Origin of the sequence: Streptomyces sp. NPDC093510 (assembly GCF_040683555.1) — a bacterium.
Classification (GTDB): domain Bacteria; phylum Actinomycetota; class Actinomycetes; order Streptomycetales; family Streptomycetaceae; genus Streptomyces.
Genome location: NZ_JBFBEE010000009.1, coordinates 278,831 through 302,728 on the forward strand (window position 1 = coordinate 278,831; position 23,898 = coordinate 302,728).

Sequence of the window (23,898 nt, forward strand, 5' to 3'; positions counted from 1 at the left end):
GGAACTCGGGACCCGCTCGACCAGCGGGCCGTGCACAGCCAGCCACCGCCAAGCAGCCGAGGTGGCCGGACGCGGGCGGGCCGACACGGGCAAGCGGCAAGCGTCCAAAGCCGCACCCGATACGGCAGGGCTCGGGACCCGCTCGACGAGCAAATCGTGAACAGCCGGACGCGGGCGGGCCGACGCGGGAAGGCGGCCAAAGCCGGGCACACCCCACGCGGCGGAACTCGGGACCCGCTCGACCAGCGGGCCGTGCACAGCCAGCCACCGCCAAGCAGCCGAGGTGGCCGGACGCGGGCGGGCCGACACGGGCAAGCGGCCGAAGGTGAGCACACCCAACGCGGAGGGACTCGGCACTCGGCACCCGCTCGGCGAACGGGTCGTGAGCCGCCGGCCACCGGCAAGCGACCGGACGCGGCCGGGCCAACGCGGGCCAGCGGACGAAGCGGGGCACACCCGACGCGGCGGAACTCGGGACCCGCTCGACCAGCGGGCCGTGCACAGCCAGCCACCGCCAAGCGGCCAGGCGCGGGCGGGCGCGGGCGGGCCAACGTGGGCCAGCGGCCGAAGCCGGGCACACCCGACGCGGCGGAACTCGGCACCCGCCCGGCGAACGGGGTCGCGAGCCGCCCGCCACCGCCAAGCAACCGCAGGCGGACGGCCCGGCGCGAGCAGGCGGCCGAAGGCGGACGGCCCGGCGCGAGCAGGCGGCCGAAGGCGGACGGCCCGGCGCGGGTAGGCGGACGAAGGTGGGCGTGCCCGGCGCGGGTAGGCGGACGAAGGTGGGCGTGCCCGGTGGGGTGGGGATCGGGGCCCGCTTGGGGGAACCGTTAGCCTCGGCTCATGAGCAGGCCCCCGACCTTCGTACCGCCCCCGTGCGCCACCGCGTACGCCCTTCGCACCGCCCGTGGGGACTTCGCCGTCCTCGACGCGGCCCCCGCGGCGGACGTCCGGCGCAGAGGAACCGTCCTCCTGGTTCCCGGCTTCACCGGCAGCAAGGAGGACTTCATCGCCCTCCTGGAGCCGCTCGCCGACGCGGGCTACCGCGCGGTGACCGTCGACGGCCGCGGCCAGTACGAGACGCCCGGCCCGGACGACGCATCGGCGTACGCCCAGGACGAGTTGGCCCGCGACGTCCTGGCCCAGGCGGCGGCCTTGGGGGGCTCGGAGCCCCTCCACCTCCTGGGGCACTCCCTCGGGGGGCAGATCGCCCGTGCCGCCCTGCTCCTCGAACCCGGCGCCTTCGCCACCCTCACCCTCATGTCCTCGGGTCCCGCCGCCATCACGCCCGAGCAGCAGACCCGCGTCAAGATGCTCTCGGACGCCCTGTCGGCGCTGTCGATGGACGAGGTGTGGCAGGCGATGCAGGCCATGGAGCCGCCGCCTCCGCAGGACGCCCAGACGGGGGATGGAGGGGACGGCGGGGATGGAGGGGACGGCGGGGACAGCGGGGGTGGCCGGGATGGCCGGGATGGCGGGCACGACCGCAGTGGCCAGAGCGGCAGCGTGCTCCGTGACGCGCTGCGTGCTCGCTGGCTGCTGCACCGTCCGGCCCAGCTCATCGCCACCGGCAGGCAGCTGTCCACGGAACCGGACCGCGTGGCCGAGCTCGCCGCACTGCCGCTGCCCAAGCACGTGATCTCCGGCGAGCGCGACGACACCTGGCCCCTCCCGCTCCTGGACGACATGGCGCACCGCCTGCACGCCCACCGCACGGTGATCCGCGGTGCCGAGCACTCCCCCAACACCGACCGCCCCGAGGAGACAGCCGCGGCCCTGATCGACTTCTGGAACCGGCCCCACGTCTGACCCGGATCGGACGCGACGGACCCCGGCCTCGGCCTCGGCCCCGGACCCGACCCCGGCGCCTAGGACTCAGTACTGCGCCTGCAAGTGCTCCCAGAAGCCGTCCCGCAGCGCCCTGCGCAGGTCCGACTGCCCGCGCAACGAATACTGCAGCAGCCGTTCCGCCTCCACCAGGAGGTCCTGGTCCACGGACCCGGGCAGATAGGGATGCCCGGGCAGCAGGCCCACCAGCGCCTCGCGCCCCCGCGCCCCGAGCCACTTCGCGGCGATCTGCGCGCCGACGAAGCGGACGTCCTCCCGTGAGGGACGGTGCCCCGTGGCGCCCGCCTCGTACGTCGTGACGGCGCGCCGCGTGACGTACGGCTTGAAGAAGTCGAGGTCGAACGTCCGCTGACTGTCGACCTCCCACAACAGCGGCTCCGCCTGGTTGCGGCCGTCGGGTGCCTCGATGCCCCACAGGTGGACCCGCGCGCCGTACCCCTGTGCCGCCTCGACCGCCGACACGAGGTCCTCGTCGCCGCCGATGAGCGCCGCGTCGCTGATGGCGCGGTGCCTGGCCAGGGACTCCAGGTCGCTGCGGATCAGGGAGTCGACACCCTTCTGCTGGTTGTTGGCGTTGAGGTTGCCGAGCCTGACCTTGACGTCGGGCAGTTCCGCGATCGACTGCTGCTCGGTCGTGTGGATGCGGCGCCTGGCCCCGTCGTACCAGTAGACACGCAGCAGCCGGCTGTCCGCGAAGATCGTGCGGGCCTTGTCGATGAGCGCCTCGATGAGGCCCTCCGCGTCGAGGTCGAAGGCCCGGCGGTCCTCGGTCCCCGTGACGAGCCGGCCCGTGGCGGCGTACAGGTATCCGGCGTCGACGAAGATCGCGTGCGTGGACGGGGTCTTCGCCACCTCGGCGAGCACGCGTTCGAGCAAGCCGTTGGTGCGCTCCAGCTGAGCGCTGATGTCAGCCGTGCTGATGTCGGCCGTGCTGATGTCGGCCGGGCTGCTCTCGGCTGCACCGGCGTCGGCTGCACTGGGGTCGGCTGCACTGGGGTCGGCTGCACTGGGGTCGGCGTCGTTCATATGGTCCCCAGTCTCCCGTCCGTCACGCTGCGAACACAACTGCTCGCGCTACTCGCAAGTAATTAGGTTCTCGAAAAATTTCTTTAGCGTAGGGAATGTTTGCATCAGGCAACTCGTTGTACCCGACAGAAAGACAGCAGCAACCCAGCAGTTCTCCTTGCAGGAGGATGACCAGACGAAGGGAGAAGCCCTATGCGCTTCGAAATCATGCGACTCGACGACGTCGACGGCAACGCCGTGGACAGCACCGTCGTGGACGCCGCCTCCGTCAATCGGATCGTGCAGCAGGCCGCAGCGATCGGCCAGCGCATCTACATCCGCCCGGCCGACACCTCGGCCTCATAACGCAGACGTCGCAGGGCCCCCGTACGGAAGCCGTACGGGGGCCCTTCGTGTGCGTACGGGCGTGTCAGGTGCCCTGAATGACCTGCGTCACGCCGTTGATGATCTGCTGCACGGCGATCGCGGACAGCATCATGCCGGCGAGGCGCGTCACGAGCACCACACCGCCGTCCTTGATGACCCGGATGATCAGCAGCGAGTAGCGCATCACCAGCCACAGCACCACGTGCATGGCCACGATCGCCGCCCAGACGGAGATCTGCGTACCGACACTGTCGGCGTCCTGGACCGCCAGGATGACCGAGACGATCGCGCCTGGCCCGGCGAGCAGCGGCATGCCGAGCGGCACCAGCGCGACATTGACGTCCTTGGTCTGCTTCGGCTCGTCCGTCTTGCCGGTGAGCAGGTCGAGGGCGATGAGCAGCAGCAGGAGGCCGCCCGCGATCATCAGCGCGGGGACCGAGACATGCAGGTAGTCGAGGATCTGGTGGCCCACGAGGCCGAAGACCGCGATCACGCCGAAGGCGACGCACACGGCCTGGAAGGCCATCCGCTGCTGCACCTTGGCGGGGCGGCCCGCGGTCAGACCGAGGAAGATCGGGGTGATCCCAGGGGGGTCCATGATCACGAACAGCGTGAGGAAGAGGGATCCGAAAACGGCGACGTCGAACACAGTGATGGCCTTGCAGAGAGTCGTACGAAGGAGGGGCGGGGACCGGGAGACCGCCCCCGGACGGCGCCGGACGGCACAGGGCACGGCAGCCACCGCCGCGGAGGGAACGGCGCGGTGAAGTAGTGAGGCAGTGGGGTGAGGGCGTCTCGGAGAGCTACGCGGCGGGGCTTCCGCCCGCGCCCGGCACGGGGAACGCCCCGGTCGCCCGGCGCGTGATCTCGCCGTAGATCTCGGGGTCGGTGGTGAACTCACCGAGCACGCAGGTCTTGCGGCTGCCGTGGTAGTCGCTCGACCCGGTGGCCAGCAGGCCGAGGTCCGCCGCGAGTCCGTGCAGCCGGGCGCGGGTCTCGGGCGCGTGGTCCATGTGGTCGGCCTCGACACCGTCGAGGCCCGCCGCGGCGAGCTCGGCCAGCGCGGCCTCGGGCACGACCTGGCCGCGCTTGACGGCGGCGGGGTGCGCGAAGACGGTGACTCCGCCGGCCGCCTTGACCAGGCGGATGGCGTCGAAGGGGTCGAGCTCGTGCTTCTCGGCGTACGCGCGGCCGCCGTCGGCGAGCCACTGGGGCGTGAAGGCGTCGGAGACGGTGGGCACGACGCCCAGCTCGACGAGCGCCTCGGCGATGTGCGGGCGGCCGACCGAGCCGTCCCCCGCGATGCGCGCGACCTGTTCCCAGGTCACGGGCACACCGAGCTCCTGGAGCTTGCCGATCATCGCCTTCGCGCGCGGCACGCGGTCGTCGCGCACCAGCTCGCGCTCGCGGGCGAGCTCCGGCTCCTCGGGATCGAAGAGGTACGCCAGCATGTGCAGACCCACGCCGTCGAGGCGGCAGGAGAGCTCGGCACCGGTGACGAGGGTCAGGTCCGTCGGCAACTCGCGCAGGGCGGCGATCGCCTCCGCGTGACCCCGGGTCGTGTCGTGGTCGGTCAGCGCGACGACGTCGAGCCCGGCGGCGGCGGCGTTGCGCACCAGCTCGGCCGGGGTGTCCGTGCCGTCGGACGCGGTGGAGTGGGTGTGCAGATCGATGCGCACGACGCGGACTCCAGGGTCTGACGGGGCGGACGAAGACGGGCGGACGAAGACGGGACGGACGAAGACGGGACGGACGAAGGGGACGCTCAAGGATAACGGGAATCGAACGCTCCATCCGCCCGCCACGGAAGAGGCGTCCCTCACGGCACGACGGCACGGGCCGCCGCTGCGCCCCTCACGGCGTGAGCAGTCCCGGCGACAGCGCCCCTCACGGCGTGAGCAGTCGCGGCGACAGCGCCCCGCACGGCAGCAGGTCCACTTCCGCGCCCGCGTCCCGCAGGTCGGTGAGGACCAGCTCGTCGTACATCATCAGCCCCGACTGCTCCGGCCACGCGACGGCCCACAGCCACAGGCCGCGCGCCTCCCCCGCGAAGACGGCACGGTCGTCCGGCGTACCGGAGACGTGCCACATGGGTGTCGGCCGTCCGGCGGCGAGGACCTTGGTCTGCGGCGGCTTCTCGACGCTCATGTGGGGACCCGGGTCGGGGCCGTCGATGCCGGCGTACCGCGCGCCGAGGCCCACGCCGAGCTCCTCGGCGACGAGCACCAGCTCGCCGACGCCACCGAGCGGCGCGGGTCCCGAGCAGGCGACGGCCGTCGCCCGGCCACCGCTCCTGTCGTCCCCCGCGCAGGCCACGCCCGTGAACAGCCAGCCGACGGGCAGGGGCCACGGCATCCACACCGGAACCTGCGTCCGGTGCACCACGACCTGGAGGGCCTCGACGCTGGGCGGGATCACGGGCTGCAGCGGATGCACGGTGCCGTGCACATCACACTGCCAGGAGTCGGCAAAGAGACCGGGAGCCCTGACCCGGCCACCACACTTCGGGCAACTGGGTTCGCCCCTCATAGCGACCAACGGTCCTCCCCGGTCGCCGCCCCGTCAAGGACGATCACCCGTCCGGTGGCCCTGTCACCAGGTAAAATTAAGTGTAGCTTGCATCAATTAGGCTCCCTAACTTAATATGTGTATACATCAACGACCTCTCTGGGAGCAGTGAAGGAGCGGCTGTATGAACAGCAGCACAGGAGGCCCCGCCGAAGGGGACCCATTCGACGCGGGGGCCGGCGGCCTCTTGCGGCAGCCGAAGGCCGTGTGGGCCACGGCGGGCGCGTCGGTGGTGGCCTTCATGGGCATCGGGCTCGTCGACCCGATCCTGCCCTCCATCGCGAAGGGCCTGGACGCGAGCGCCAGCCAGGTCTCCCTCCTCTTCACCTCGTACTTCCTGATCACCGCGGTCGCGATGCTGGTCACCGGCTTCGTCTCCAGCCGCATCGGCGGCAAGAAGACCCTGCTGCTCGGCCTCGCGCTCGTGGTGGTCTTCGCGGCCCTCTCCGGCACGTCGGGCTCGGTCGGCGAGCTCGTCGGGTTCCGGGCGGGCTGGGGACTCGGCAACGCGCTCTTCGTCTCGACCGCCCTCGCCGTCATCGTCGGCGCCGCGGCCGGAGGCAGCGCGGCCGCGATCCTGCTGTACGAGTCGGCGCTCGGCCTCGGCATGGCGTGCGGACCCCTCGTCGGCGCGCTGCTCGGCGACGCCAGCTGGCGCTACCCGTTCTTCGGCACCGCCGCCCTGATGGCGATCGGCTTCCTCTGCATCACCGCGTTCCTCAAGGAACAGCCGAAGCCCGCGAGGAAGACGTCCCTGCTCGACCCGCTCAAGGCGCTCGGTCACGGCGGGCTCGCCTCCGCGGCCGCCTCCGCCTTCTTCTACAACTACACGTTCTTCACCGTGCTGGCGTTCACGCCGTTCGTGCTCAACATGTCCCCGTACAAGTCCGGCGCGGTGTTCTTCGCCTGGGGCGTGCTGCTCGCGGTGTTCTCGGTGCTCGTCGCGCCACGGCTGCAGGCGCGGTTCGGCTCGCTGAAGGTCCTCGGCGCCTCACTGGTCCTGCTCGCCGCCGACGTGCTGGTGCTCGGCTACGGCGACCACACCACGGCCGTCGTCTGCACGATCCTGTCCGGCGCCTTCATCGGCGTGAACAACACCGTCTACACCGAGCTCGCTCTCGGGGTCTCCGACGCCCCGCGGCCGGTGGCCAGCGCCGGCTACAACTTCGTCCGGTGGTTCGCGGCCGCCGCCGCGCCGTTCTTCGCGCCGAAGATCGAGGAGTGGAGCAACATCCACATCCCGTTCGTCGTCGCGACCGTCACAGCGGTGCTCGGCGCGGTCGTGGTCTACGTACGCCGGAACGCGCTCACGCACGAGGCCGAGGAGCTTGAGCCGCGGCACGCGACGGAGGACAGTGTGACGGTCTTCGCCAACTGAGGCTCGAACAGGCGGACTTCAGTCCAGGGACACGGACTTGCGCAGCGGATCGCGCAGGTCCGTTCCGCTGTTCAGCCAGCGCTCCTGGAGGGCCGCCGCGCCGTGCACCCGCTTCCACGCCGCCTCGTTCGGCGTCATGGGCAGCAGCGGCAGGAACCGTACGGGCTCCATGGGGGCGTCGAGGTCCAGGTCCTCGACGAGGCCGCCGGACTCCGCGACGAGCACCGAGGTGAACGGGGCGCCGGGCCACAGCGGTTCGCCGACGTCCAGCGACGCGCCGGGCGCCACGATCAAACCCTCGACCTGGGGTGAGGCGGCGAGGACGGCGAGCGGCCGCAGCACCTTGTCGGTGTCGGCGAGCCCTCCTCGTACCGAAAGCACCAGCTCGGCGCGCGGCCCCTTGACCGGATCGGCGAGCACGGCGGTGGGATCGGCCATCGGCTGGGCGGACATGCCGAGCGTCGCGTAGCGCACGAGGTCGCTGTCGCCGCCGTCCGTGAACCGCAGCACTTCGACGCGGTCGGTCCCGAGGAAGGTCACCGCGGCGCGCGCGTCCGGTTCCCCCAGGCCGGTACGGAGACGGGCCTCGACCAGCGCAAGAACATCAGCCATGACGCGAGCATAGAACTCGTCAGGGAACGGCAAAGCGGGGGCTTGACACTTCAGTCGGCTGATAGTGTTGGCCGCTGGCTCAGGGCAGCACGCAGAAGCGTCGCTTTCAAGCCCTGCAGACAGACACTGACTTTGCGCCACAGGTGTGAAGGGCGCATGGGACTTCCCTTACGGGGGACCGGCCGGAGGAGGTGGGGCTGCAATGGAACGAAGTCGACCGTGCAGTACCACCCGCTCTTCCGCCCGGTGAATCACGCAGCTCCATAGCTGCGCAAGCACACGCACGCACCGCGAGCACTGTTCGTGCCGTGTGCGACGGAAGAGCACTTCGTTCCCACCTGATCTGTCTGAGTTTCCTGATCTGTGTCAGTAGCGAAGCTGCCACCGCGACGGTGCGGTGCTCCCCGCTTTGTGGACGTGCCAAACATTCCGCAGTAGGACGTCCCCATTCCGGGCAGTTCCAACCGTCGCAGGCGGCCTCCTTCGAAGGAGCCTGCCCATGTCGATGATCCGCGACCTTCGTGCCGCCGTCCGTCCCTCGCTGCGCAAGGACGGCACCGCCTTCCCCTCCTCCCCCGCCTCGTACGACACCTACGACGCCACCCGCGACGCCGCCTCGGCCGTCGTCGACTGCGCCGTCTACCGCGACGGCCGGCGCCTGGAGTGCGCCGACGCCCTCACCCCGCACGAGGCGATGCTGGAGGTGCGCCGCCAGGGCGGCTTCGCCTGGATCGGCCTGCACGAGCCGACCGAGGCCGAATTCGCCGGTATCGCCGCCGAGTTCGGGCTGCACCCCCTCGCGGTCGAGGACGCCGTCCACGCCCACCAGCGGCCCAAGCTGGAGCGGTACGACGACACGCTGTTCACCGTCTTCAAGACCATCCACTACGTGGAGCACGCCGAACTCACCGCCACCAGCGAGGTCGTGGAGACCGGCGAGGTGATGTGCTTCACCGGACGGGACTTCTTCATCACCGTCCGGCACGGCGGCCACGGCTCGCTGCGCGCCCTGCGGCGCCGCCTCCAGGAGGACCCGGAGCTGCTCGCCAAGGGCCCCTCCGCCGTGCTGCACACCATCGCCGACCACGTCGTCGACGGCTACATCGCGGTCGCCGACGCCATGCAGGACGACATCGACGACGTGGAGAGCGAGGTGTTCTCCGCACCCAGCAAGGGCAAGGGCAGCTCACGCGGCGTCGACGCCGGGCGGATCTACCAGCTCAAGCGCGAGGTCCTGGAGTTCAAGCGCGCAGTGTCGCCGCTCCTTCGGCCGATGCTGCTGCTCAGCGAGCGGCCGATGCGGCTCGTCGACCCCGACATCCAGAAGTACTTCCGGGACGTCGCCGACCACCTCACGCGCGTCCAGGAACAGGTCATCGGCTTCGACGAACTGCTCAACTCGATTCTGCAGGCCAACCTCGCACAGGCCGCCGTCGCGCAGAACGAGGACATGCGCAAGATCACCTCGTGGGCGGCGATCATCGCCGTGCCGACGGCCGTCTGCGGGGTCTACGGCATGAACTTCGACCACATGCCCGAGCTGGAGTGGCGCTACGGCTACCCGATGGTGCTCGCCTTCATCGGCGGCGTCTGCTTCGCCATCCACCGCACCCTGAAGCGCAACGGCTGGCTGTGACGGCCCCGGCCGGCCACGACCGGCACTCGGTAGGCTGCCGCCATGACTGCTGACCCGCTGCTCGACCGCGCGCTCGTCGAGGAGGCCACCAAGAAGTCCGGCCTCATCTGGGTCCGGGGCGAAGGCTCGCCCGACCGGGCGCTCTGGCATGTCTGGTACGAGGGTGCCGTGCACCTCGTCGGCGACGGGCCCGGCGAGCAGCCCCTGCCCGGGCTCGTCGACGGCGGGCTCGCCGAGGTGACCGTGCGCAGCAAGGACAAGGGCGGCCGGGTCGTCGCCTGGACGGCGACGGTCAGTGAGCTCTCGCCCGGCTCCCAGGAGTGGGAGGCCGCCGTCGCCGAGCTGAAGGGCAAGCGGTTGAACGCGCCGGACGCCGAGCGGGTCACCGTGCGGTGGGCCGAGCAGTGTCGGGTCGTACGGCTCACTCCGCGTGAGGCGGTGACGGAGCTGCCCTCGGGGTCGCTGGCGGCCCCGCCCCTCCCCACAGGGGCGACCACGCGTGAGCCGTTGCCCGGCGGGCTGCCGCGGATGCTCTTCAAGCGCAAGCGCCGTTGAGGTCTGCGGCGCTCTGCTCTGCGGGTGCGTCGTGGTTGCTCGCGCAGTTCCCCGCGCCCCTGACAGGGGCTCGCGCCCCTTCGGGGGCGCCCTTACGACGTCGGGAGCTGCTTTCCGTAGTCGACCATCTCGTCCTTGGCCGGCTCCTTGAGCGGGAAGTCCCTGTTCCAGTCGGTGAGTTTGACGGTGCCCGCGTGGCCGCCGCGCTCCAGGCGCAGGGGGTAGGGCTTGCCCTCCAGGGAGACGGAGAGCGTGCCGCCCGCGCCCTCGTCGCCGGTGATCTTGATGCTGCGGAGCCGGCCCGTCGTGCCGCGGTCGCCCTTGGCGAGGCCGCCGTGCAGCGTGAGCATGCCGCCCAGGAGCTTGTCCTTGTCCGTGAAGCCGCTCAGCTGCTGGTAGGCGGGGTCACCCTCGGGGACCTTCACGTACTTGCCGTCCAGCTTCGCCGCGGCCGTCTCGTCGGCCTGCCCGGACGTCCCGTCGCCCTTGCCGCTCTCGTGCGTCCAGAACTCCGAGCCGGCCTTCAGGTACAGCGCCTCGCCGACCCGCAGCAGCTGGAACGTCTGGCCCTTGGAGGTGACCGTACCGGTGCCGCCCTCACCCTTGAGGCGCATGTCGAGGGTGTACGTGTGGTTCTTGACCACCAGCGTGCCGGAGAGCCGCACCGCCGACGCCGCCTCGGCGGCCTTGCTCGCCTTGCCCTGGATCTTCGGCGCGGACAGCTTGCCGACACCGTTCGTGCCCGCGTCCGGGTCCTCGCCGCTGCTGCAGCCCGACAGACTCGTGGCCGCCGCGACCAGGCCCGCGCACATCGCGCTCACGAACGCTGCCCTGCGGGCGCGGCTGGCCAGGGGAAGTGCGGTCACAGGTGGCGCTGCCTCTCGTGCGGACGACCTCTACGGTTTCGGGAGTACGGCAGCGTACCCGTGCCGGCCGAGCCGATCGGCGGCAGTCCTTCCGGACCCTCCGCCGGGGCGTATCCGACCGGGACGGGCTAGCCTGAAGCCCGTATTGACGGGCAAACCAGCATGAAACCACCGACCAGAAGGAGGCGCACCCATGGCGGCAGGCGCCCCCCGGGTCTTCGTGTCGCACCTCTCCGGCACCCCGGTCTTCGACCCGAACGGCGACCAGGTGGGCCGGGTGCGCGACCTGGTGGCGATGCTCAGGGTGGCCAAGCGGCCGCCGCGGCTGCTCGGCCTCGTCGTCGAGCTCGCCACCCGGCGCCGCATCTTCCTGCCCATGACCCGCGTCACCGGCATCGAGTCGGGCCAGGTCATCACCACCGGCGTACTGAACGTGCGGCGCTTCGAGCAGCGGCCCACCGAGCGGCTCGTCCTCGGCGAGATGCTGGACCGGCGGGTGCGGCTCATCGAGACAGGCGAGGAGGTCACCGTCCTCGACGTGTCCGTCCAGCAGCTCCCCGCCCGCCGCGACTGGGAGATCGACCGGGTCTTCGCGCGCAAGGGAAAAGGCGGAACGTTCCGCCGTAAGGGGGAGACCCTCACCGTCGAATGGTCCGCCGTCGACGGCTTCTCCGTGGAGGAGCACGGCCAGGGTGCCGAGAACCTCCTCGCCACCTTCGAACAGCTGCGCCCCGCCGACCTCGCCAACGTCCTGCACCACCTCACCCCCAAGCGGCGGGCCGAGGTGGCCGCCGCCCTCGACGACGACCGGCTCGCCGACGTCCTCGAGGAGCTGCCCGAGGACGACCAGATCGAGATCCTCGGCAAGCTCAAGGAGGAACGCGCGGCCGACGTCCTTGAGGCCATGGACCCCGACGACGCCGCCGACCTCCTCGCCGAGCTGCCCGAGGACGACAAGGAACGGCTGCTCACCCTGATGCAGCCGGGCGACGCGGCCGACGTGCGGCGTCTGATGGCGTACGAGGAGCGCACGGCCGGCGGCATGATGACGACCGAGCCGATCGTGCTGCGGCCCGACGCGACGGTCGCCGACGCCCTCGCGCGGGTGCGCCAGCAGGACCTGTCCCCCGCGCTCGCCGCGCAGGTGTACGTGTGCCGCCCGCCGGACGAGACGCCGACCGGCAAGTACCTGGGCACGGTGCACTTCCAGCGGCTGCTGCGCGATCCGCCGTACACGCTGGTCGGCTCGATCCTCGACGACGATCTGCTGCCGCTCGCGCCGGGCACGACGCTGCCCGCCGTCGCCGGGTACTTCGCGACGTACGACATGGTGGCGGCGCCCGTCGTCGACGAGGGCGGTTCGCTCCTCGGGGCGATCACCGTCGACGACGTACTCGACCACATGCTGCCCGACGACTGGCGCGAGACGGAGTTCCATCTGGAGGAGGGGACGGACCATGGCGGCTGACCGCGAGCGCGAGAACCGCCCCGAGCCGCGGAACCCACGATTCCGACTCGACCAGCCGAGGACCCCGCGCCCCAAGCTCCTGCCCGACTACGACCCGGAGGCCTTCGGACGGCTCTCGGAGCGGATCGCGCGGTTCCTGGGCACCGGCAGGTTCATCGTCTGGATGACGGTCGTCATCATCCTGTGGGTGGTGTGGAACATCGCGGCCCCCGACCACCTGCGCTTCGACCAGTACCCGTTCATCTTCCTCACGCTGATGCTGTCGCTGCAGGCGTCGTACGCCGCCCCGCTGATCCTCCTCGCGCAGAACCGCCAGGACGACCGGGACCGCGTCAACCTGGAGCAGGACCGCAAGCAGAACGAGCGGTCCATCGCGGACACCGAGTACCTCACCCGCGAGATCGCCTCGCTGCGCATGGGCCTCGGCGAGGTGGCGACCCGTGACTGGATCCGCTCCGAGCTCCAGGACCTGGTCAAGGAGCTGGAGGAGTCCCGTCCGGTATTCCCGCGGGACGGTTCGCGCGGGAGTGATGTAGGCGACCGCTGACAGGCCTTTCCCGGCCGGGGTTACCGCGCCGTACTATCGGTCGTATGGCTACGGAAGACGCGGTGCGTGAAGCACTGGCGACGGTGAACGACCCCGAGATCCAGCGACCCATCACCGAGTTGGGGATGGTCAAATCGGTGGACATCTCCGCCGAGGGGGCAGTAGCGGTCACCGTGTACCTGACGGTCTCCGGTTGCCCGATGCGCGAGACCATCACCAAGAACGTGACCGACGCGGTCGCCGCCGTCGAGGGCGTCACGCGCGTCGACGTGACCCTGGACGTGATGAGTGACGAGCAGCGCAAGGAGCTGGCGTCCGCGCTGCGCGGCGGCACCGCCGAGCGCGAGGTGCCCTTCGCCAAGCCCGGCTCGCTGACCCGTGTGTACGCGGTCGCGTCCGGCAAGGGCGGCGTCGGCAAGTCCTCGGTGACGGTGAACCTCGCGGCCGCGATGGCCGCGGACGGCCTGAAGGTCGGTGTCGTGGACGCCGACATCTACGGCCACTCGGTGCCGCGCATGCTGGGCGTCGACGGCAAGCCCACCCAGGTCGAGAACATGATCATGCCGCCTTCGGCGCACGGCGTGAAGGTCATCTCCATCGGCATGTTCACCCCGGGCAACGCGCCGGTCGTGTGGCGCGGCCCGATGCTGCACCGCGCGCTCCAGCAGTTCCTCGCGGACGTCTTCTGGGGCGACCTGGACGTCCTGCTCCTCGACCTGCCGCCGGGCACGGGCGACATCGCGATCTCGGTCGCGCAGCTCGTCCCGAACGCCGAGATCCTGGTCGTGACGACGCCTCAGCAGGCGGCGGCCGAAGTCGCCGAGCGCGCCGGCTCCATCGCCGTGCAGACCCACCAGAAGATCGTCGGCGTCGTCGAGAACATGTCGGGTCTCCCCTGCCCGCACTGCGGCGAGATGGTCGACGTGTTCGGCACGGGCGGCGGCCAGAAGGTCGCGGAAGGCCTCACCAAGACGACCGGCGCGACGGTGCCGGTCCTCGGCTCCATCCCGATCGACGTCCGCCTGCGCGAGGGCGGCGACGACGGCAAGCCGGTCGTCCTGACCGACCCCGAGTCCCCCGCGGGTTCGGCCCTGCGCACCATCGCCGGCAAACTGGGCGGCCGCCAGCGCGGCCTGGCAGGCATGACCCTGGGCATCACCCCCCGCAACAAGTTCTAAGCCGCCCCACCCCACAAGGGAGGCGGAGAACGACGCAGTCTTTTTTGGGGACGCGGGGAACGACGCAGTTTTTTTGGGGCCGCGGGAAACGGCGCAATCTTCCAGGGGCGCGGGGAACTGCGCAATCTTTTCAGGGGCGCGGGGAACGGCGCAGCCTTTTCAGGGGCGCGGGGAACGGCGCAATCTTTCAGGGGCGCGGGGAACGGCGCGAGCAACCACAGCGGACCCGCACCCGACCGCACAGGCCGCCCAGACCGCACCCACGGAGAGGGGTCACCGTCACCCGACGGCGCCCCCTCTCCGCTCCGCCCGCCGCCTAGGCGTACGCGCTGATGTCCGTGATGACCGAGAACCCCAACCCATACGCGCTCATACCGCGCCCGTACGCACCCAGGTGGACGCCCTCCTTCGTGGAGCCCGCGAGGACCCAGCCGTACTCGGACTCGCGGTAGTGGAACGGGGTCGGCGCCCCGTCCACCGGAAGCGACAGCGACGACCAGTCGGAGCCCTCCAGGTCGTCGGCGAGGAACCAGGCCGTCTCCGTCTGCTGGTCGAGCCAGTCGTCGCGCAGCGTGTGGTCCATCTGGCCGGGCCAGGTGAGTGACAGCAGGCCGACCCCGGCGAGCCAGGCCGCCGAGGAGACCGAGGTGGCCTCAAGGACGCCCGTGCCGTCCGCGCTGCGCCGCACCGGGTTGGCCGCGACGGTCACCACGACCGCGAAGCGCTCCTTGTCGCTGTTGCCGAGGGTGCCCTCGGCGCGGACCGACGGCTCGTCACCGTGTCCGATCGAACCGTGCTCCACGGCGCCGTCCGCCGACGCGCCGACCGGCATCAGCCAGCGATGCCCCGTGTACGCCTCGTCGAGGCCGTACCAGGGGAAGGGCGCCAGCAGGTAGCCGTCGACCGTGCGCCGGGCGGAGGGCACCGCTTGTGCGGTGCCGTCCGCGGTCGGCACCTGTGCGCCTACGCGACTTGTCGTCTCCATGTACCCGGCCGCCTCCTCGCTCTCGTGTGTCCGGAGCGGCCCGCCCCCCTCGGGCGTCCTCACCCCGGACAACAAGGCAGGATAGCCACACCGGTTGGCGACGGCAGTTCAGGTGAGGCCTCAGGTGGCGTCCGCGTCGAACGGCGGACGGTCGCCGGAGTCGGTCTTCCCGGCCTCCGCGGGCTTCTTCTGCATGTCCACGCGGGCACCTCCGCCCGAGGCCGCCGACGAGGCCGCCGGGGCGTCCGAGCCGCCTTCGGAGGAGTCGCTGTCGCGGCCGTGCACGGCGTCCGCGACCTCGTTCATCTCCTTCTTCAGGTCGAACCCGTTGCGGATCTCCTTGAGCCCGAGCTCGTCGTTGTCGAGCTGCTTGCGGATGAACTTCTTCGGGTTCAGGTCGTCGAACTCGAAGTCCTTGAACTCCGGGCCGAGCTCCTCGCGTATGTCCGCCTTCGCGCTGTCGGAGAACTCGCGGATCTTGCGGATCGTGCGGGAGATGTCCTGGATGACCTTCGGCAGTTTGTCCGGACCGAAGATGAGCACGGCGAGGACGACCAGCGCCACTATCTCGAGTGCGCCAATGTCATTGAACACCTAGAGCTCCTTGCGATGTCCTCAGCCCGCAGCAGGTCGTCGGCAACAGGTCGTCGTCCGAGGTCTGGACCGTGACCACGGTACCCGGCGCTGATGTCTGTCCGGTAGCCGCTGCACGACAACGCGGAGTAGACGTGGCCAGTCCTTTACTCACGCCCCTCTACTCAGACCCCTCGCTCAGACCCCTCGCTCAGCTCCCTCCGGCCGAACCAAGCACCAGTGTGACGTCGCGGTCGTTGCCGTCGCGCTCGACCGTCAGCTTCAGGCGGTCCTTCGGGCGGTGCGCGCGGACCTTGACGATCAGTTCGTCGCTGGAGTGCACGGCACGGCCGTCGACCTCCGTGATGATGTCCCCCGGTTCGAGGCCGGCCCTGTCACCCGGCCCGTTCTCGTTGACGGAGGGGCCACCGTCCCTGCCCTTGTCCGCGATGCGGGCGCCGTCGCCGGTGAACTCGGTGTCGAGCGTGACACCGATCACGGGATGCGTCGCCTTGCCGAAGTTGATCAGCTCTTCGGCGACGCGCTTGCCCTGGTTGATGGGGATGGCGAAACCGAGGCCGATGGAGCCCGCCTGGCCGCCGTCCCGGTCCGAGCCGTCGTCCGCGGAGCGTATGGCGCTGTTGATGCCGATGACGCGGGCCCTGGAGTCGACGAGGGGTCCGCCGGAGTTGCCGGGGTTGATGGGCGCGTCGGTCTGCAGGGCGTCCACGTACGAGATGTCGCTGCCGTCGCCCTTCTCGCCGCCCGCGGTGATGGGCCGCTCCTTGGCGCTGATGATCCCCGAGGTGACGGTGTTCTCCAGGTCGAAGGGGGCGCCGATGGCCACGACGGGGTCGCCGACCTGCACGTTCTCCGAGTTGCCGAGGGTCAGGGGCTTCAGGCCGCGGACGCCGGACACCTTGACCACCGCGAGGTCGTAGCCGGAGTCGCGGCCGATGACCTCGGCCTTGGCGGTCTCGCCGCCGCTGAACGTCACCGACACCTCGCCGCCGGTGCCCGCGGGCTCGACGACGTGGTTGTTGGTGAGGATGTGGCCCTTGCCGTCGAGGACGAAACCGGTGCCGGTGCCCTGTGCGGAGTCGCCGCTGACGTGCAGGGTCACGACGCCGGGCAGGGCGGCCGACGCGATGCCCGCGACGCTGCCCTTGGGGCGGTCCGTGGACTCGTCGGCCGCCGGCTGCCGGAGTTCGACATCGCCCGTGCCGTTGCGCTCCAGGTACGACCCGGTCGCACCGCCGATGAGCCCGGACACGAGGGCGATGAGCGCGACCCCGATGACGAGCACCCGCCGCCCTCGCTTCTCCCGCTTCTCCCTGGTCTCCGGAGGCAGCGACCCGATCTGCTGCAACGGCACGTTCCAGGGGTCGTAGACCTGCCGGGGCGCGCCCTGTGCGCCGTGTGCCTGCGCCTGTGTCTGTGCCTGTGTCTGTGCCTGGACGTGGGGGCCACCGGCGTACGGCGCCGGGGGCGGGACGGGGCCGGGGGTTCCGTGCGGGGCCGGGTTCGGGGCACCAGGGGTGGGCACGCCGTGGGCCGGGGTGCCGTGGGCCGGGGTTCCCTCGTGCGGGGCCGCGGAGAGCGGGGTGCCGTGGGCCGGGGTCGCCGCGGGGTGCTGCACCGGGGGCGCGGGGGCCCATGGTCCTGGCTCGCCGTAGGGCGGGGTGCTGTACGGGTCCGGGTCGTGCAGGGGGCGGGGCCGCTCCCGGGGCTCGGCGCCCTGGGCGGGGCCGCCCTCGGGCGACGTCCCGTGCGGGGCATCGGCGCCCGGTATGAACCCACTTTGCGCGGCACCCTGCGGGGCAGGGGCGACGGGGGCCTCAGCGGGCCGTGACGGCGGTGGTGAGGCGTCCGGCGCCGCGTCCTGCGGGGCCGGAGGGGCCTGCTCCGGAGAGTGGGGCGGCTGGTCCGTGGTGCCCGGCGCTTTGGGCCGGGGGCGGCTCCACCAATTCGCCTTCGTGGGCTTCCCCTCGTCCATGTTCTCCCCACAACTGGCCCGCGGCGGACGCCGTTTGCATGCTCAACCCCGCGCTCGCCGAATCCCCGGCGGGCACGGCCCACCGAGGATTCAACCAGGTTCCCCCTCGAAAGCGCAGGGCACCGTCCTGTCAGCGCACCTCAGCGCACCTCAGCGCATCTGTGACGTGCCCTGCAACGGTCCGGCGCCCGGAGGTGCCGCGGCTGTCCGCACCGGATCCGCGTCTCCCGGCACCAGGCGGTTCTCCGCCAGGGGGCGGCCTGGCTGCACCGGGCGTATCAGCGGGGAGATGGTGGCGGCGCCCGCCAGCATCGGGGCCGTCAGCTCGTACACAGAATCGCGGGAGCGCAGTGGATGCGTGGGGGCGCCGGGCAGCAGCGGCCCCGTCACCTCGGTCGGCGCGACCGGCGCCGACAGGGCACCGGGGCGCTGTCCCTGCACCGACAGCGGATTGCCGCTCCCCCGGCGGCGCACGGAGTCGGGGGTCGCGGCCGTGCCGGACCCCTGGGTGCGCTGCGGGGTGACGTTGCTTCCGGAGCCGCTCGCGCGGGGGTCGCTCGAATCGGCGGGGACGCCCACCGTGACGCCACCGAGCGCGATGGCGGCCAGCGACACCGCGCCCGCCGCCGCGAACGCGAAGCGGCGCCCGCGCCAGGTCTGACGGTCCGGCTCGTGCCGCGTGACGTCGTGGATGCGGAAGCCCCGCTGCTCGCTGGGCAGCACGGCGGCGTGGGCGCCCGTCGGCGCGTACTCCACGAAGGGGTCGGTGCTCACGCCGAAGATCCCGTTCCGCGGCAGCCCGGCGGAATCAGTGGCTCCGGTGGCGAATCCGTCGTCGGCGCCGGGTCTTCCGGACGGTCCGGAACCGCCTCCTGGAAGACCTTGGAGGCGGGCGAGGAAACTCTCGGTGGGTGGCGGCGGGGCTGTCTGCGCGAAGACGTTCTTCAGGCGACGCTGCGCGTCGGCCTCGGTCTTGCACATCGGACAGGTCGCCAGATGTGCGAGGACGCGCTCGCGCGCGTCATGGCCCAACTCGCCGTCCACAAGGGCGGCGAGCCGGTCCCCCAGATGCTGCTCGGCCTCGGCTAGTTGCCGTTCGGCAGGATTCGACCGTGATCCACTCACGCGGTCGCGCCCCCTCCTCCCAGCGCCACGGCCCCGGTGACCGCGAGCGAGCGTCGCTCGGCGCGGGCCTCGGGAGACCGGTGCTGGAGGGCCTTGCGCAGCTGCGAGCGGCCCCGGTGGATACGGCTGCGGACCGTACCGAGCTTGACGCCGAGGGTGGCTGCGATCTCCTCGTACGAAAGGCCCTCGATGTCGCAGAGGACCACGGCCGCGCGGAACTCCGGCGCGAGGGTGTCGAGCGCCTGCTGGACGTCCGCGTCGAAGTGCGTGTCGTTGAACACCTGCTGCGGCGACGGCTCGCGGCTCGGCAGCCGCTCGGCGGCGTCGTCCCCGAGCGCGTCGAAGCGGATGCGCTGCTTTCGGCGCACCATGTCCAGGAAGAGGTTCGTGGTGATGCGGTGCAGCCAGCCCTCGAACGTGCCGGGGGTGTAGGTCGAGAGGGACCGGAAGACACGGACGAAGACTTCTTGCGTGAGGTCCTCGGCGTCGTGCTGATTGCCGGTCAGGCGGTACGCCAGGCGGTATACGCGGCCGCTGTGCGTGCTGACGATCTCCTCCCAGGTGGGCGGAGTCCACGCCTGCGATTCCGCGTCAGCGGCAAAGGTCGCGGTCTGAGCGGAGTCGTTGGCACGGATGCGGTCAGCGGTGTCGGTCACGGATTTCGGCTCACCCGCCAATCCGAGAAAACGCCGGAGCGCTCCTCCCCGATTCGCAGACGCAGCCGCACCTCCCCTGTCGGCTCTGGTGGTGTCCAGCGGAGCCCCTACCATAACCACCTCGCCCGTTAGCTCCGGATAAGCGTTTTTACGTGAATTTGGTACGGGCTTCTCTGCAGGTGTCCTGCCCCTGCGAGCCGTCCGCTTCTGCTCTTGATCCATCCGTTACCCCCGTCGCGCTCCCACCCCCTATAAACGCCCGGCCTCATCTGCGGGTTCCCGGCCCCAACGGATACAGTCACGGCCAGGCAACCACGGGGACAGGAGAGGGCCATTACCGGCAACCGGCAGACGGGCTGGGCGTTCGCCGACGCCTTTGTCGCCGAGGACGAGGCACTGCGCTGGGCCCGGGACCGGGCCCGGGAGGCAGGCCTGCCCTCGGTGTCGCCCGGCACCGGCGCCGCGCTGCGCATGCTCGCCGCCACGGCTGACGCGAAAGCGGTGGCCGAAATCGGCACGGGCACCGGTGTGTCGGGCATCCACCTGCTGCACGGCATGCGGCCCGACGGCGTGCTCACCACCGTCGACCCCGAGCCGGACCGCCAGCAGTTCGCCCGTGAGGCCTTCCGCGCGGCCGGCTTCGCGGGCAACCGGGCGCGGTTCATCCCGGGCCGCGCCCTCGACGTCCTGCCGCGCCTCGCGGACGGCGGCTACGACCTCGTGTTCTGCGACGGCGACCGCTTGGAGTCGCTCGACTACCTCGCTGAATCGTTGCGCCTGCTGCGGCCCGGCGGGCTCGTCTGCTTCGAGGGCGTCTTCGCGGACGGCAGGACCGTGGACTCCGGGCCGCAGCCGGTCGAGGTTCTGCACCTGCGCGAGTTGTTGCGTGCGGTGCGGGAGAGTCCTGACCTGGTGCCGTCGCTGCTCCCTGTGGGAGACGGTCTCCTCTGTGCCGTCAAACGGTAGCGCTGCGCTGTCTTGGGCGGTTCATATTCCACGGGCCGCCCGTGGCCGGTCGCGCAGTTCCCCGCGCCCCTGAAACAACCCCGGCCGGGGCGGGTTCCCCGGCTGCGGGTTCGCTGTGGCTGGTCGCGCAGTTCCCCGCGCCCCTGGAGGGCCCGCACCCCCGGAGACCTCGCGCCCCCGTCGGCCCCCTCGCCCTCAAAACTCCCTCGGCCCCGGACCGGTGAAGGCCCCCGGCCCGGATACAGCACTGCCCGGCATCGTCGTACGATGCCGGGCAGTGGAAAAGTGTGGGCGCTTCCGCGTCAGCCGACGACCTTCTTCAGAGCGTCGCCGAGCGCGTCGGCCTCGTCCGGAGTCAGTTCGACGACAAGTCGTCCGCCGCCTTCGAGCGGAACGCGCATGACGATGCCCCGCCCCTCCTTGGTCACCTCGAGCGGGCCGTCGCCCGTCCGCGGCTTCATGGCCGCCATGCTCGTTCCCCTTCCTGAAACCAGCTCATCGCAGCCGACAACCCAGGTGTCACCGGCATCGAACACATTGCTTCCAGGTCATTATCCCGCATGGCAGGACCCGATGACCAACATCGGTCGGCATCGCTTGGGCAACGCGCGCCCGCAAAACCCCTCATTTCGGCGATGTGGCTGCGATACTTCGCCGTCCCATACGCTCCGTGAGCCCGAAATTCTTTGACGCAGGTCACATGACCGGGCTCATGCCGGACCCCGATGATCTCCGTCATGCTGAGCTTCTACGTACTGGACCAGCGGAGGGGACCACCATGGCCGACAGCGTGCTCTACGAGGTGAGCGACGGACTCGCGACGATCACGATCAACCGTCCCGAGGCGATGAACGCCATGAACACCGAGGCGAAGGTCGCCCTGCGGGAGGCCGTGCGGTCGGCCGCCGCCGACGACGCCGTGCGCGCGGTGCTGCTCACCGCGACGGGCCGCGCCTTCTGCGTGGGGCAGGACCTCAAGGAGCACATCGGCTCCCTCGCCGCGGACCGCGAGGCGGGCACCGGGCAGACGATGAGCACGGTCAGGGAGCACTACAACCCCATCGTGCGGGCGCTGACCGGCATGCCGAAGCCGGTCGTGGCGGGGGTCAACGGCGTCGCCGCGGGGGCCGGGCTCGGCTTCGCGCTCGCCGCCGACTACCGGGTGGTCGCGGACACCGCCAAGTTCAACACGTCCTTCGCGGGCGTCGCGCTGACCGCCGACTCCGGCGTCTCCTGGACGCTGCCGCGCGTGATCGGCCCCGGCCGGGCCGCCGACCTGCTGCTCTTCCCGCGCAACATCGGCGCGCAGGAGGCGTACGAGCTGGGCATCGCCAACCGGATCGTGCCCACCGACGACCTCGCCGCCGAGGCCGCGCAGGTGGCCCGCGCCCTGGCCGAGGGCCCGACCCTGGCCTACGCGGCACTCAAGGAGTCCCTCGCCTACGCGGCGGGCCACACCCTGGACGAGGCGCTGGACAAGGAGGACGAGCTCCAGGCGAAGGCGGGCGCCTCGGAGGACCACGCCATCGCCGTGCAGGCCTTCATCGCCAAGGAGAAGCCGAAGTACCTGGGGCGCTGATCCGGTTACGCGGCCTCGCGGGCCACGCAGTCCGCGAGGTGGTCGTCGACCAGACCGCAGGCCTGCATCAGTGCGTACGCCGTGGTGGGGCCGACGAAGCGTATGCCGCGCTTTTTGAGCGCCTTGGAGAGGGCCGTGGACTCGTCGGTGATCGCGGGCACGTCGGCGATGCTCCGCGGGGCCTCGCGGGTCGCGGGGTCCGGCGCGAAGGACCAGATCAGCGAGTCCAGTTCGCCCTCTGGCCAGTCGGCGAGCACGCGCGCGTTGGCGAGGGTGGCGTCGATCTTGGCGCGGTTGCGGATGATCCCCGGGTCGGCGAGGAGCCGCTCGCGGTCCGCGTCGGTGAACTCCGCGACCGAGGCGATCCTGAAGTCGGCGAAGGCGGCACGGAAGCCCTCGCGGCGGCGCAGGATCGTGATCCAGGACAGGCCGGACTGGAAGGCCTCCAGGCAGAGCCGCTCGTACAGCGCGTCGTCGCCGTGGACCGGGCGGCCCCACTCGTCGTCGTGGTACGCCACGTAGTCCGCGGTGGACAGGCCCCACGGGCAGCGGAGGCCGCCGTCGGGGCCGGGGACAGCGCCGCTCCCGGTGCTCACTGGTCGTCGCCCTTCCGCTCCTCGGCCGTGCGTGGTTCGTACCCCTCGAAGAGGGCGCGGCCCGCGACCGCCGTGGCCTGGGCGCCGGCCAGGGCCGCCTCCAGCTCGGCGATGCGGGCGTCCCGCTCGGCCAGCTCTGCGCCGAGGCGGCCGAGCACGTCGTCCACCTCCGCCATGTGGTAACCCCGCAGCGTCATCGGGAAGCGCACCGCGTCGACGTCGGCGCGACGCAGCGGGCGGTCCGGGGGCAGCGGGTCGGTGAACCGCTCGGGCGCGGCGTCGGGCAGCGCACCGCTCTCGCCGCCGCCGATCACGGCGAGGGTCACCGCGCCGACCACCACGACGAGGGCGATGACCAGGAACAAGAACAAGACCATCTCTTCAGGCCCTCACGCTCGACTGCCCGTGCTGAAACTGTCAGGGTCCGATCGTGCCATGCGGCTCTGACAGTTAAGGTCGCAGGCGGCCGAACCGCGACAAGGACCCAGGAGGGCCACAGGGCATGCTCAGGCTTGGCAGGCGCGAGTTCGACGCGCACGAGCCGGTGATCATGGCGATCGTCAACCGGACCCCGGACTCCTTCTACGACCAGGGAGCCACGTTCCGCGACGAACCCGCGCTCGCCCGCGTGGAGCAGGCCGTGGCGGAGGGTGCCGCCATCATCGACATCGGCGGGGTCAAGGCGGGCCCTGGCGAGGAGGTGACCGCCGAGGAGGAGGCGCGCCGCACGGTCGGCTTCGTCGCGGAGGTCCGCAAGCGGTTCCCCGACGTGGTGATCAGTGTCGACACCTGGCGGCACGATGTCGGCGAGGCGGTCTGCGAGGCGGGCGCCGATCTGCTCAACGACGCGTGGGGCGGCGTCGATCCGAAGCTCGCGGAGGTCGCCGCGCGGTACGGGGCGGGTCTGGTCTGCACGCACGCGGGTGGCGCGGAGCCGCGCACGAGGCCGCACCGCGTCACGTACGACGACGTGATGGCCGACATCCTGCGCGTGACGGTCGGCCTGGCCGAGCGCGCGGTGGCGCTGGGTGTTCCGCGCGAGTCCGTGATGATCGATCCGGGGCACGACTTCGGCAAGAACACCCGGCACAGCCTGGAGGCGACCCGGCGCCTCGGCGAAATGACGGACACGGGCTGGCCCGTCCTGGTCTCCCTGTCCAACAAGGACTTCGTGGGCGAGACCCTCGACAAGCCGGTCAAGGAGCGCGTCCTCGGCACCCTCGCGACGACGGCGGTCTCGGCCTGGCTCGGCGCGCAGGTGTACCGCGTGCACGAGGTCGCGGAGACGAAGCAGGTCCTGGACATGGTGGCGACGATTGCCGGGCACAGGCCCCCGGCGGTCGCCCGCCGAGGGCTTGCGTGAACTCCCCTTCG

Annotated in this window: 25 protein-coding genes; 11 read left to right on the plus strand and 14 right to left on the minus strand. The window is 71.2% G+C overall.

Annotated features, from left to right (window positions below):
* Positions 1-843: 843 nt before the first annotated feature.
* Complete coding sequence (locus tag AB0N81_RS17025; protein WP_365358863.1) at positions 844-1,809, plus strand: alpha/beta hydrolase; 966 nt, start codon at positions 844-846, stop codon at positions 1,807-1,809.
* A gap of 66 nt (positions 1,810-1,875) precedes the next feature.
* On the opposite strand, the gene AB0N81_RS17030 is transcribed toward AB0N81_RS17025, so the two are convergent.
* The gene (locus AB0N81_RS17030) at positions 1,876-2,874 is read right to left on the minus strand and encodes an NYN domain-containing protein (protein WP_365358865.1); all 999 of its coding nucleotides are present in this window, start codon (positions 2,872-2,874) and stop codon (positions 1,876-1,878) included.
* 192 nt (positions 2,875-3,066) lie between these two features.
* Between AB0N81_RS17030 and AB0N81_RS17035 the strand changes: the two genes are divergently transcribed.
* Complete coding sequence (locus AB0N81_RS17035) at positions 3,067-3,219, plus strand: hypothetical protein (protein ID WP_365358867.1); 153 nt, start codon at positions 3,067-3,069, stop codon at positions 3,217-3,219.
* A gap of 64 nt (positions 3,220-3,283) precedes the next feature.
* Here AB0N81_RS17035 and AB0N81_RS17040 read toward each other — a convergent pair whose 3' ends face one another.
* From AB0N81_RS17040 to AB0N81_RS17050, 3 genes are all read right to left on the minus strand, one after another.
* A complete protein-coding gene (locus AB0N81_RS17040) occupies positions 3,284-3,889 on the minus strand; it encodes a MarC family protein (RefSeq protein WP_365358869.1) in 606 nt (201 codons plus the stop codon).
* Positions 3,890-4,043: 154 nt separating this feature from the next.
* Positions 4,044-4,919, minus strand: a complete 876-nt coding sequence (locus AB0N81_RS17045) for a PHP domain-containing protein (protein ID WP_365358871.1) — start codon at positions 4,917-4,919, stop codon at positions 4,044-4,046.
* 208 nt (positions 4,920-5,127) lie between these two features.
* On the minus strand, positions 5,128-5,769 hold the full coding sequence (locus tag AB0N81_RS17050) for a DUF6758 family protein (protein WP_365358873.1): 642 nt from the start codon (positions 5,767-5,769) through the stop codon (positions 5,128-5,130).
* 163 nt (positions 5,770-5,932) lie between these two features.
* Between AB0N81_RS17050 and AB0N81_RS17055 the strand changes: the two genes are divergently transcribed.
* On the plus strand, positions 5,933-7,186 hold the full coding sequence (locus tag AB0N81_RS17055) for an MFS transporter (RefSeq protein WP_365358875.1): 1,254 nt from the start codon (positions 5,933-5,935) through the stop codon (positions 7,184-7,186).
* An 18-nt stretch (positions 7,187-7,204) separates the two neighbouring features.
* Here AB0N81_RS17055 and AB0N81_RS17060 read toward each other — a convergent pair whose 3' ends face one another.
* Positions 7,205-7,798 carry a suppressor of fused domain protein gene (locus AB0N81_RS17060; RefSeq protein ID WP_365358877.1) on the minus strand — a complete coding sequence of 198 codons (594 nt, stop codon included), beginning with the start codon at positions 7,796-7,798 and terminating at the stop codon, positions 7,205-7,207.
* Positions 7,799-8,297: 499 nt separating this feature from the next.
* On the opposite strand from AB0N81_RS17060, the gene AB0N81_RS17065 reads away from it, so the two are divergent.
* Both AB0N81_RS17065 and AB0N81_RS17070 read left to right on the plus strand, forming a co-directional pair.
* Positions 8,298-9,434, plus strand: coding sequence for a magnesium and cobalt transport protein CorA (locus tag AB0N81_RS17065; RefSeq protein WP_365358879.1), 1,137 nt, complete (start codon positions 8,298-8,300; stop codon positions 9,432-9,434).
* 42 nt (positions 9,435-9,476) lie between these two features.
* Positions 9,477-9,989 (plus strand): hypothetical protein, encoded by a 513-nt coding sequence (locus AB0N81_RS17070; RefSeq protein WP_365358881.1) that lies wholly within the window; start codon positions 9,477-9,479, stop codon positions 9,987-9,989.
* A 92-nt stretch (positions 9,990-10,081) separates the two neighbouring features.
* Here AB0N81_RS17070 and AB0N81_RS17075 read toward each other — a convergent pair whose 3' ends face one another.
* Complete coding sequence (locus AB0N81_RS17075) at positions 10,082-10,855, minus strand: hypothetical protein (protein WP_365358883.1); 774 nt, start codon at positions 10,853-10,855, stop codon at positions 10,082-10,084.
* A gap of 193 nt (positions 10,856-11,048) precedes the next feature.
* Between AB0N81_RS17075 and AB0N81_RS17080 the strand changes: the two genes are divergently transcribed.
* The 3 genes from AB0N81_RS17080 to AB0N81_RS17090 are packed head-to-tail and all read left to right on the plus strand — an operon-like array spanning position 11,049 to position 14,048.
* Positions 11,049-12,323, plus strand: a complete 1,275-nt coding sequence (locus AB0N81_RS17080) for a CBS domain-containing protein (RefSeq protein ID WP_365358885.1) — start codon at positions 11,049-11,051, stop codon at positions 12,321-12,323.
* On the plus strand, positions 12,313-12,870 hold the full coding sequence (locus AB0N81_RS17085; RefSeq protein WP_365358888.1) for a DUF1003 domain-containing protein: 558 nt from the start codon (positions 12,313-12,315) through the stop codon (positions 12,868-12,870). The genes AB0N81_RS17080 and AB0N81_RS17085 overlap by 11 nt, the downstream gene beginning before the upstream one ends.
* A 44-nt stretch (positions 12,871-12,914) precedes the next feature.
* Positions 12,915-14,048 carry an Mrp/NBP35 family ATP-binding protein gene (locus AB0N81_RS17090; RefSeq protein ID WP_365358890.1) on the plus strand — a complete coding sequence of 378 codons (1,134 nt, stop codon included), beginning with the start codon at positions 12,915-12,917 and terminating at the stop codon, positions 14,046-14,048.
* 316 nt (positions 14,049-14,364) lie between these two features.
* Here the strand turns inward: AB0N81_RS17090 and AB0N81_RS17095 are convergent, their stop codons facing one another.
* The 5 genes from AB0N81_RS17095 to sigE all read right to left on the minus strand — a co-directional run bounded on the left by AB0N81_RS17095 (position 14,365) and on the right by sigE (position 19,497).
* Positions 14,365-15,033 carry a hypothetical protein gene (locus AB0N81_RS17095; RefSeq protein ID WP_365358892.1) on the minus strand — a complete coding sequence of 223 codons (669 nt, stop codon included), beginning with the start codon at positions 15,031-15,033 and terminating at the stop codon, positions 14,365-14,367.
* Between the two features lie 120 nt (positions 15,034-15,153).
* Complete coding sequence (locus tag AB0N81_RS17100; protein ID WP_365358894.1) at positions 15,154-15,627, minus strand: sec-independent translocase; 474 nt, start codon at positions 15,625-15,627, stop codon at positions 15,154-15,156.
* Positions 15,628-15,817: 190 nt separating this feature from the next.
* Complete coding sequence (locus tag AB0N81_RS17105; protein WP_365358896.1) at positions 15,818-17,602, minus strand: trypsin-like peptidase domain-containing protein; 1,785 nt, start codon at positions 17,600-17,602, stop codon at positions 15,818-15,820.
* A gap of 150 nt (positions 17,603-17,752) precedes the next feature.
* Positions 17,753-18,634, minus strand: coding sequence for a zf-HC2 domain-containing protein (locus AB0N81_RS17110; protein WP_365358992.1), 882 nt, complete (start codon positions 18,632-18,634; stop codon positions 17,753-17,755).
* An 89-nt stretch (positions 18,635-18,723) separates the two neighbouring features.
* A complete protein-coding gene (gene sigE, locus AB0N81_RS17115; RefSeq protein ID WP_365358898.1) occupies positions 18,724-19,497 on the minus strand; it encodes an RNA polymerase sigma factor SigE in 774 nt (257 codons plus the stop codon).
* A gap of 153 nt (positions 19,498-19,650) precedes the next feature.
* Here sigE and AB0N81_RS17120 point away from each other — a divergent pair, with 153 nt between their 5' ends.
* Positions 19,651-20,349, plus strand: a complete 699-nt coding sequence (locus AB0N81_RS17120) for an O-methyltransferase (protein WP_365358994.1) — start codon at positions 19,651-19,653, stop codon at positions 20,347-20,349.
* A 302-nt stretch (positions 20,350-20,651) separates the two neighbouring features.
* On the opposite strand, the gene AB0N81_RS17125 is transcribed toward AB0N81_RS17120, so the two are convergent.
* The gene (locus AB0N81_RS17125; RefSeq protein ID WP_003966491.1) at positions 20,652-20,819 is read right to left on the minus strand and encodes a DUF3117 domain-containing protein; all 168 of its coding nucleotides are present in this window, start codon (positions 20,817-20,819) and stop codon (positions 20,652-20,654) included.
* Positions 20,820-21,127: 308 nt separating this feature from the next.
* On the opposite strand from AB0N81_RS17125, the gene AB0N81_RS17130 reads away from it, so the two are divergent.
* On the plus strand, positions 21,128-21,928 hold the full coding sequence (locus AB0N81_RS17130; protein WP_365358900.1) for an enoyl-CoA hydratase-related protein: 801 nt from the start codon (positions 21,128-21,130) through the stop codon (positions 21,926-21,928).
* A 5-nt stretch (positions 21,929-21,933) separates the two neighbouring features.
* On the opposite strand, the gene AB0N81_RS17135 is transcribed toward AB0N81_RS17130, so the two are convergent.
* Positions 21,934-22,524: a DNA-3-methyladenine glycosylase I gene (locus AB0N81_RS17135; RefSeq protein WP_365358902.1), complete on the minus strand. Its 591-nt coding sequence runs from the start codon at positions 22,522-22,524 to the stop codon at positions 21,934-21,936.
* Positions 22,521-22,901 (minus strand): DivIVA domain-containing protein, encoded by a 381-nt coding sequence (locus AB0N81_RS17140; protein WP_365358904.1) that lies wholly within the window; start codon positions 22,899-22,901, stop codon positions 22,521-22,523. The genes AB0N81_RS17135 and AB0N81_RS17140 overlap by 4 nt, the downstream gene beginning before the upstream one ends.
* Positions 22,902-23,026: 125 nt before the next feature.
* On the opposite strand from AB0N81_RS17140, the gene folP reads away from it, so the two are divergent.
* Complete coding sequence (gene folP / locus AB0N81_RS17145; RefSeq protein WP_365358906.1) at positions 23,027-23,887, plus strand: dihydropteroate synthase; 861 nt, start codon at positions 23,027-23,029, stop codon at positions 23,885-23,887.
* Positions 23,888-23,898: the final 11 nt, after the last annotated feature.